This is a genomic window from Chengkuizengella axinellae (assembly GCF_030730905.1).
GTDB classification, from domain to species: domain Bacteria; phylum Bacillota; class Bacilli; order Paenibacillales; family KCTC-33759; genus Chengkuizengella; species Chengkuizengella axinellae.
This window is the reverse complement of record NZ_JAVAMP010000001.1, coordinates 1,114,647-1,124,049: the sequence shown is the minus strand read 5'-3', so window position 1 is coordinate 1,124,049 and position 9,403 is coordinate 1,114,647. Positions and strand designations below refer to the sequence as shown.

Annotated in this window: 8 protein-coding genes; 1 reads left to right on the top strand and 7 read right to left on the bottom strand. The window is 32.5% G+C overall.

Annotated elements, in window-relative coordinates; translation table 11 throughout:
* Window positions 1–194: 194 nt before the first annotated feature.
* The 3 genes from glxB to Q5Y73_RS05575 form a co-directional block, all read right to left on the bottom strand.
* Window positions 195–578, bottom strand: coding sequence for a methylglyoxalase (gene glxB, locus Q5Y73_RS05590; protein WP_305990828.1), 384 nt, complete (start codon window positions 576–578; stop codon window positions 195–197).
* Window positions 579–678: 100 nt separating this feature from the next.
* Window positions 679–957, bottom strand: a complete 279-nt coding sequence (locus tag Q5Y73_RS05585) for an ArsR/SmtB family transcription factor (RefSeq protein WP_160645976.1) — start codon at window positions 955–957, stop codon at window positions 679–681.
* A 759-nt stretch (window positions 958–1,716) separates the two neighbouring features.
* Window positions 1,717–2,682, bottom strand: coding sequence for a helix-turn-helix domain-containing protein (locus tag Q5Y73_RS05575; RefSeq protein WP_305990827.1), 966 nt, complete (start codon window positions 2,680–2,682; stop codon window positions 1,717–1,719).
* A 286-nt stretch (window positions 2,683–2,968) separates the two neighbouring features.
* Between Q5Y73_RS05575 and Q5Y73_RS05570 the strand changes: the two genes are divergently transcribed.
* A complete protein-coding gene (locus Q5Y73_RS05570) occupies window positions 2,969–4,051 on the top strand; it encodes a tyrosine-type recombinase/integrase (protein WP_305990826.1) in 1,083 nt (360 codons plus the stop codon).
* A 166-nt stretch (window positions 4,052–4,217) separates the two neighbouring features.
* On the opposite strand, the gene Q5Y73_RS05565 is transcribed toward Q5Y73_RS05570, so the two are convergent.
* The 4 genes from Q5Y73_RS05565 to Q5Y73_RS05550 form a co-directional block, all read right to left on the bottom strand.
* Window positions 4,218–4,499, bottom strand: coding sequence for a hypothetical protein (locus tag Q5Y73_RS05565; protein WP_305990825.1), 282 nt, complete (start codon window positions 4,497–4,499; stop codon window positions 4,218–4,220).
* A gap of 17 nt (window positions 4,500–4,516) precedes the next feature.
* Entirely contained in the window at window positions 4,517–5,227 is a 711-nt protein-coding gene (locus Q5Y73_RS05560; protein ID WP_305990824.1) for an N-acetylmuramoyl-L-alanine amidase family protein, read from the bottom strand.
* A gap of 13 nt (window positions 5,228–5,240) precedes the next feature.
* Window positions 5,241–5,531, bottom strand: a complete 291-nt coding sequence (locus Q5Y73_RS05555) for a hypothetical protein (RefSeq protein WP_305990823.1) — start codon at window positions 5,529–5,531, stop codon at window positions 5,241–5,243.
* A 71-nt stretch (window positions 5,532–5,602) separates the two neighbouring features.
* Complete coding sequence (locus tag Q5Y73_RS05550) at window positions 5,603–9,271, bottom strand: glycosyl hydrolase family 28-related protein (protein ID WP_305990822.1); 3,669 nt, start codon at window positions 9,269–9,271, stop codon at window positions 5,603–5,605.
* Window positions 9,272–9,403 lie beyond the last annotated feature (132 nt).

The window sequence follows — 9,403 nt, the reverse complement described above, 5'->3', positions numbered from 1 at the left end:
TTGTCGAAGATCACTACTATAATTTATTCTGATTATTACATTGCCATTATAGTATGATAACAAATTTAATCTTAAGACCTTATAAAATGTATAACCCCATCCTATAAATAGGACAGGGTAAAAGTTCTTTTTTTATAACAAACAACAAACACTTCACCAAACTTAAAACTTCCATAAAGTCGTTTAATACTAGGTTACTTCTGCACTATCTGAATAAGGTTCCCGCATGTATCGTCGAAGACAGCCATTGTGATTTCGCCCATTTCTGTCGGCTCCATAGTAAACCTCACGTCTTTTGCTATTAACCCTTTGTACTCTTTATAAATATCTTCAACGCCAAACATTGTTGCTGGGATGCCATCGGTAAATATCTTCTTTTGATAATCTTTGGCGGCAGGATTGTCATTTGGTTCTAGTAAAATCTCTGTTCCATCCAAATCATCGGGAGAAACAAGAGTTAACCACCTAAATTCTCCGACGGGAACGTCCTCCTTTTTTACAAACCCAAGCTTTTTTGTATAAAACTCCAGTGCCTTGTCTTGATCTTGTACAAATATACTAGTAACAACGATTTTCATACTGTTGTTGCCTCCCTCATTATTTTGATGTGCTAACAATCTTGTAGTAAGCTGAACATCCTACACATTCGTCAGAAATTCCTGTTCCGATATTATAAAATTATTCTATCCATCCTTTCAGTAAGTTTTTAAGTGGTTCGTTGTTAAACATAATTACTCGATATTTTCCCTTTCGTTTTGATTTTACCAGCCCTGCATTTTCCAATGTAGTAAGATGTTTAGCGATCGCCTGTCTCGAAATGGAAAGGTCGTGCTTCATAATGAGACGTGCCGTCAGTTCATACAAAGTCAGCTCTTTTCGTTCGGAAAGCTCGTCTAAAATAAGCCGCCGAGTCGAGTCGCCAAGTGCTTTGAATATAGTGTCTTTATCCCAATTCATGTATCAATTATATGCAACTTTTAGATTGCTTTCAATATCAAGAAACTGAAAAGTTTTATGTTGCCTAGTTTTAGAAAAACGTACCCTATCGGAAATAATTCTATTAGCATTTAAAACTTTCACTTCTATAAATCAATAAAAAAACTTGTTGTTCCACAATATGACCTCTTTTATGTAATATGAGAGTCAAAAAAAACTTATGAATCACATTCTAATTCATGAGTTTTGATCAATCTATTTTACAATTGTATCGATCTTTCTTTTAAACGATCAAACATTCTTTTAAATGATCAATCTTTCTTTTAAAACCACAATAGCATGAGGTTCAAAATTCCCCTTGTGATCAAAATGAGATAATTGAGGATTCTTGTTTGTGTAACTTTACGTTAAAAAAATCATGCATTAACAATCGTACGTTTTCCCAATGTATTGTAGAAGATCCACGTCCCAAGACAAGACAAAATTTAAATGGCATTTTGTTGAACGGTTGAAGTAATAAATTTATTCATTATTCTTATCATAGTTTAAATCAATTATTGGCAATTTTAAATGTAATGTACAAAAAATTAAACAATTTCACTGGTTTGTAATTGGAGAGCATTTTTTTGAACTGCATAAAGCTTCTGAGGAATTATACGGTGAAGTAGCAACCTTTATAGACGAAGTGGCAGAAAAAATGTTGGCAGCTAATACCAGCTGCTATTGAATATACTCTCATTGAAAACTCTTCAAGTGGTCACCCTAATCCAGAACCGATCATCACTCGCTAATCTTCCGTTTAAACCATTCATGCATCGAGACTCCCGCTTCACTTATTTCATTCATTATTTTCTCTTTTGATTGTTCATCTACATAAAATGTCATTGGAGTTAGACCAGTATCTATTAATACACCATCATATTTTTCTACTATCTTCCCTTCAACAATAAATTTTTTCATTGCATCGATATAGTCAAAATGTGTCTGTGATTGAATTCCTTTTAATTCTGACTTTTTTACTTCAACTACTATTTTATCTCCTACATCTATTTTCATATTGTTTGCTCCAATATGCTTGAGCATTTCCACGATCATATCATAAATTAATGAATTTATAGCCGCTGGTTTGGGGAATTCAAATTTAGCAGTTCCATAAGTGGTGATATTCTTTTTATGTTCTAAAACAACACCTCTCTTCCACCCCTCCTCATCCGCTTTTTCATATGGTATTTCTTCTCCATTTTCAGTAATCAAAAATGCTGCTACCTTTTTCTTCCCTCTGCTATTTATTTTGTGAATTCGAGCTAATTGATCTCCTTTTTTAAACGGTTGAAACAAGAACAATCCCTCTTTTTTATGATAAATCGTTTCATTTTTCTCAAGCTCAGGATGATCCAATTTGTATTGCTCTACCTCTTCTTTTTTAATAAAATACGTTCGTTTCCCCTTATATTCATCCTCATAATACTTTATTTCTTTATTTTTAATTAATTTATGTATATAGGTTGTTGATACGTTTAATATTTTTGCTGCATCTGAAGAAGTTAAGTCTTTTTTCTCATAAAACGCTTTAATTCTCTCTACATCCTGGGCTTTAAATCTGTACCCCCCATCCCCTCTATGAGTCTCTTTATTGATAGGTTCCAACCTTTTTTCTGTATTTGAATGCTCCATCAGCTTATAAACTGATGTTTTACTTATATTAAACTCATTTGCTACCTCTGTAATACTCATATACTTTTTCAATTTAAACACCATCCACTTTTAACTTTAATTAACTTATTCATTTTTATAAATTTAAATTCAATTACAAAATTAACATTAATAAAATAACTTTATTAAATTATATCACACTAATATAACTTTTTAAATATAGAAACATACATATAAAACATATTAATTACAGTCAATATAAACTAATAACCTATTATTTTATTTTAAAATCATATATAATATTTCGAAACGAATAGACTTTTTATTAGTTACTTTGATATAATTAGATTTAATATTTTATATTACGCGGGTGATATTTTTGAAAATTAAATTAAATGAATTGATGTTAAATAAATTTGAAAACCACAATTTGATTGAAAAGCATAAAAAGGAGATGGTAACCCTATTATTAAATGAGGGAGGGTATGTAAGCATTCATCGCAAATTCTCGCAAAATGAGGATGAATACGGAAATTATGATTATAGATATTTGAGTAACGTCGAAATGATCTATGTGTACATACATATGAGAGGAAAGAATAGAAAAGAAAAGTCAAAAAAAGAGTATGTAAGAGAATTATTGCAATTTTTATATGTGATCAAGGAATATGAGGTAGAAGATATACGGAAGTTGAGTCGTAGAAATATAGAAGGATATCAAAACCATATTGAAAAAATGTACGATAAAAGCAGCACAATAACTAAGAAATTGAATATCGTTAAAAGTTTTTTAAAATGGTGTTATCAAGAAAGATATACAAAGAAGGATTTAACCAGAGGGTTTTATCCAGTCAGGATAGATAAAACTGAAGTAGTTGAAAGAGATATATCCATAGAACAAATGAGACAAGCCATTCAATATTATGAAAATAATCCAAAGGTAAAATCGATCATTATGCTGCTTGCTACAAGTGGTTTACGGCTTGCAGAGATTATAACTCCAAGCTGGTCAGATTTATATTACGATTCAAAGAGGAAAAAGTATTATTTGAAAACCGTCACAAAAAGAGATAAAGTTCGCCATGCGTTAATTAAGGATTATGTACTAGAAGAGATCAAGGAATATAGAGGTAGAGTTGGATTAGATATAGAGTTGAATTCTGATGATGAATCCCCCTTCTACCCTAATCGTTATGGTAAAAGGTATTCATTATCAAGTTTGTCTACAACTCTATCAAAACAATTGGCTCATTCTGGTTTAACTACAGTTCAAGGTGAAAGAGTGACTCCCCATTTTTTAAGACACTTTTTCGCACGAACCGCTTATTCCAACGGGGCTCCTCTTGATCATATAGCAGATACGTTGGATCATAGCGATCCTAGAATTACGAAGCAAAACTATTTATATAGAGAGCTGAAAAAAGAGCATGATGTAAGTGAGTTTGTGGATTTGGAGATTTAAAATAACCGATACTTTAGTTTAATATCAAATATGTAATCATCCATGCCCCCGCCCCTAGCATAACTTTGGATGATTATACCCAACAAAAAAAGACGTTTATATTCGTCTTATTTAAAAACCCATATGATATTTCATTGCTACAATCCTATCATTATTATTAACTCGTTTATTTCATGTGTGAATCTAATATTTTCTTATCATTCAATGTTTTATTTAATAAAGTATTTTTAGTACCAGAATATAAACCAACACTTGATAAACCTAAAGTAATTCCTATTAAAATACTATTTTGAATATTCGCTGCATCTATATAAAAGATTCCTGATATTATACCTAATCCAACAGCTATAATTGGAGCATATCTTTTATTCAATCCAATTCGAGTACATAGTTCTACAAAGCCTGTAATTAATGCAACAATTAAAACCCCGTTAATTTCTAAATCCATCTTAAAATCCCCCTTTTTTATTTCTTTTCTTTAACAATAAAGGTTTCAAAACCTTTATTTTCTGCTTCTTGTGCTACTTTCTCTGCTCCTGATAAGCTGCCCGCAAATATTTGAACTTTGTAATATTCATCAAGAACATCAATTGAAGAGTTTGGCAATTGATATAGGTTTCCTGTATGTTCACAAAATGCCCGTAAGGTAGCTTCATAGAGTTTTATTCGAAACTCTTTAAATCGTAATTTATCATAATCACCCTCATTATCTATAAAACCAAACTCTACGATTACCGTTTCTACTTTTCCCGTCATACGATGCATATAATAATAATCGAAGTCATTTGTACCTTGTCTAGAAAATACTCTTCTAAAATCCATTCCTTCATTCGAAATAGCATAAGCAATTTTCTCAGCAAGTCCTTTACTATCATGACTGCCTTTAAAAATAGAATAGATTGTCTCTACTCCTTTAGCTTGGCTATTAAAAGCATTAAAGTGACATGATATACAAAAAGTTGCACCACTATTTTTAACTATTGTAGTGCGTGGTAGTGCCTCTAGTGTAATATCCTTTTCTCTTACTATATGTGTAGGAATCCCTAACTCTTTAGACCTATTATGAAGATATAAGGCTGCTTCTAAAGTCCAATCTTTCTCTTTAGTACCAAATGCATGTGCTCCTGTGTCTGATCCACCATGTCCGGCATCCCATATAACTAATGGTTTGTTCAATCTAAAACCTCCTTTAAATTACCATTTTAATCCCTAATAAAGATCCAATTATCAATATTGACCATTTTAGAATTTCAATGGTGATCTTAGGCCATCCTTGACTTTGATTTAATATTAAACGGTCTAACTGTATTTTAAGTTCCTTCCAATCATGAGACATTTGGTCCATCATAATTTCAATTTTGGATACAGATAATTCAGTATTGCGAATGCGTTCATTCATACCCTTCATCTCAGCTTTAAATTCTTTTATGTCTCTCTCTAGTACATCAATACGCTGCTTAATTGCTTCATCTCCACTCATTAGAATTCCCCCCTATTCCTGTAAAATTGCATAAAAAAAACCGTATACAGACGGATTAAGTTAATTTGTGCTTATTCTAATAATGTACTTACAAAATTCCCTGTATTATCAATTGTTATGTTGTATCTTGTACCAATTGGTGATTCCCATACACCACTTACTTTTGGAATTTCATCTGAATGAAAGACTTCATCATAATCATCTAGTGTATAGGTACCTTCAACTAATTTAAATCCTGCTATTTCATAATAACCGACTTCTCTACTATTATAAAAATCTAACTTATCACCAGGTGTATCAGAAGTTGTAAAGTTGTAATTAAAAATTAGAAATTCTTCTGTTAGTACCTCTTTCCCCATACTAATACCTTCTGAATTTTCTATAGTGAAACTTGTAGTACCTCTAACTATAATTGCAAAAGTATAAGCTGTATTAGGTTGAAAATTGTAACGAATATATAGTCCGTGATAATATGACCCGTCAGAATTAATTCTTTGAAGGTATTCACCTACGGCTTCATCTGATTTAATTAATTCTGGTGTTCCTGCAAGCAATGGGTCTCCAGCTCTTGGCTCTAATTCAGATACAATACCACTATCATTATATTGACTAAATACACCTAATCCGTTCAATAAATCAACATTAGAAAGGTATTTTATGGTTTTATCTTCTATTACTTCTTCTTCATTTAATGAAGTAACATTTCCAAGAGGAAATGAAGTCATATCGTATGCACCTTCAACAATGATTAAATCAGCAATTGCAAATGTACCAATATCTCTAGTTCTAAAAGTTACAAAATCTTGGATAACCGTTTCAGGAACTGTAAATTGAAACACATAATATCTCCAGTTATCTCTAGGATATAAATCTGAATCCGTAATACGTTGCTGAATCGGATCATCTAGATATACTTGAACATCATCACTAAAATACCAAAAAGCAATAGAATAAGTGGTGTTAGGTTTTACATCAAACCTTTTAATAAATCCTTGGTAGCTTTCTTCAGCAGTAATTTGTTGGACATATTGTCCTCTAATCCTATAAGGCATCGTCTCAATTAAAGACATGATGCCCCCACCATTTTCAGGTTCTAATCCCTTTGCTAATCCTAATGTATCACCTTCTTCATTAAAGAATCCTGATCCATTTAATAGATCTGTTACTTCATTACTTGCTACAATAACATTAGTAAAATCTTCTATAATTGTAGGAACTGAGCTACATCCATTTAGAACTACATTTTCACAATCTTTATCAATCCAAAGACCTGTTTGATACGTTCTATCCCAAGCGTATGTGTTTTCTTTTCCCCCTGCTGATTCATCACCTCCACCACAAGCATTGAATACGATACCTTTTGAATTTATTACCTTAGTTCCAATATCAACTCTACCAAAACAATTAGAAGCACTAACATGAATGGAATGAGTATTTTCAATTAGTAAATGATATGTGTTTGGTCCAGTAGCAGTATCTGGCTGATCAGTTGCGCCCTCAAAATATACGCCACTAATATCTACATAACTTTGCGTTATATGAATATCTGCAAGTCCATTAGCCTCCACTGTTCCTCCAGTTATAACACAACGATTTGCAGGTTTAATTCCAGCAAGTACATTTTGAAATGCCCAACAACTTATATACTCTACCGTTTGACCATTGACGAGACTTCCATGAAATCCATTACCAGAGTTGTAATTTGCTTGACAACTATAGAATGTGCCTTTCCAGCATTCTTCACTGAAAAATCCATCACTACCGTTGTTTCTTGATCTAACACATTCTACAATCCATGCATGTGTTTGATAACAATACACTCCATACCTTGGTGCATACTCCACAGTAAAATGACTTAATTTAAAATCATTGATCTTTCCATTTGGATTTTCAATATGAAGTAAATCAGAAATACCATCCTCTATACCACCCCATCTTAGTATGGTGTGCTTTATACTACTACCCGTGATATTGACACCTTGTATAATATTTATTTGACTTGTAATGATATATTCACCGCTAGGTATAAAAACAGTGCTTTTTATACCTATGGCATGATCTATAGCATCTTGAATTGCCTGTGTATCATCTGTAACACCATTACCTTTTGCTCCAAAATCTTTTACATTTACTCCTGAACTTTCTTCCTTTTTTGTGTTATTGCTACTTACTTTTACATCATTTATAGGAAAGTTTGTAGATCTAAATGCGCCTTCTGTTAATATCATATCTGCTATATAAAAAGTACCAGTCTCATTTCTTGATCTCACTCTAATATAGTAGTTCTCTACATTTTCTCCAGTAGTGAAGTTAAAAACATAATGCCTCCAAAATGGTCGTATAGTTCTAGGGTATAAGTCTGATCCACCTAATCGATTTCCTTCTGCGTTTTCAATATAGACTTTAGCATCCTCACTGTAGTACCAAAAAGCAATTGTATAGGATGTATTGGGTTTAACATTTACATACTTATAGAATCCATCATATTTTGCTAATACTTTTACTTTTTGAGCACGACTACCTCTCATTTTATAAGGTATAGTATCCACTAATTCTAAATCAGGAGTTCCAGATAAACCATCAATTCCACTAGCTAGTCCTGTAATTTCTCCTTCTGTATTAAAGAACCCTTCTCCCCCGAGTATGTCTTCAACTGCATCTCCGACAATGATGACAGAATTATAATCTTCAATCAGCATTGGAACTGGTGTACAACCAGCAAACACAATATTTTCACAAGGTTGCCCTACATTATCACCTGTCCTATTACCTACCCAGATACCTGTTTGCTCTCTATCATCCCAAGCATATACTTCCGCTCTATTCTTAGCGCCACACCCATTTATAAAAACATCCTGTGAATTGAAAATCCCTAATCCAATATCCATCTTTTCAAGACAGTTACTACCACTAATTGAAACTGAAAAAGTGTTTTCTATCAGAACTTGATAAGTATAACTGTTTTCATTTGGAGGACTATATTCTGCTTCAAAATATACTCCATTAACACTGACACTACTATTCGTAATGTGAAGACCTGCTAAACCATTATTCTCAACTGTCCCTCCAGCAATAATAGACTTCTGAGCAGGTTTTATTCCAGCTAATGTATTAGATAATGCCCAACAGCTAATAAACTCAACTGTCTGACCTTCATTTGTACTTTGAAATCCATTTTCACCATTTCTATATGCTTGGCAACTATAATAAGAACCCTTCCAACAATACTCAGATCGAAAACCGTCTCCACCGTTTCTTTCTGATTTTACATTATGAAAGGTCCATGCATGAGTATCATATAAGAAAAATCCATGTCTAGGTGCTCCCGATACTGTTAAGTCTACAATCTTAAAATCATCTATTCTACCATCAGGACTCACGATATTGATCAAGTTAGAAACTCCGTCATCTGATCCACCCCATTTTAAAATCGTTTGATTAATTCCATTACCTGTAATGTTTAAAGCACCTATAATATTAAGTTGACTTGTAAGAATAAATTCACCATTTGGTATATATAAGTTTCCTCCTCTTTCCAGTGTAAAATTAACAGCATTTTGTAACGCATCTGTATCATCGGATGAACCGTCTCCTAAAGCACCAAACCATTTAACATTAACCGCTTTTTCTGAAACAGCTTGATCTATCATACTAAAGTTTTCATTAAATTCTTGCCTTGAAACTTTATCTGTGCCTTCCCAATTATGCAATTTTAAATGTTCTGTTTTATTTGTACTCAATTTCATTCCCCCTCTACACTGAATTATTCCGATTCATTTCAATTTTGCGAAACTATGGTTACTAATAAATTCAGTGAAGTAATGAAGCACCTATTACTACTACTGTCGAAATAAAAATGCCTTCTTTCATTA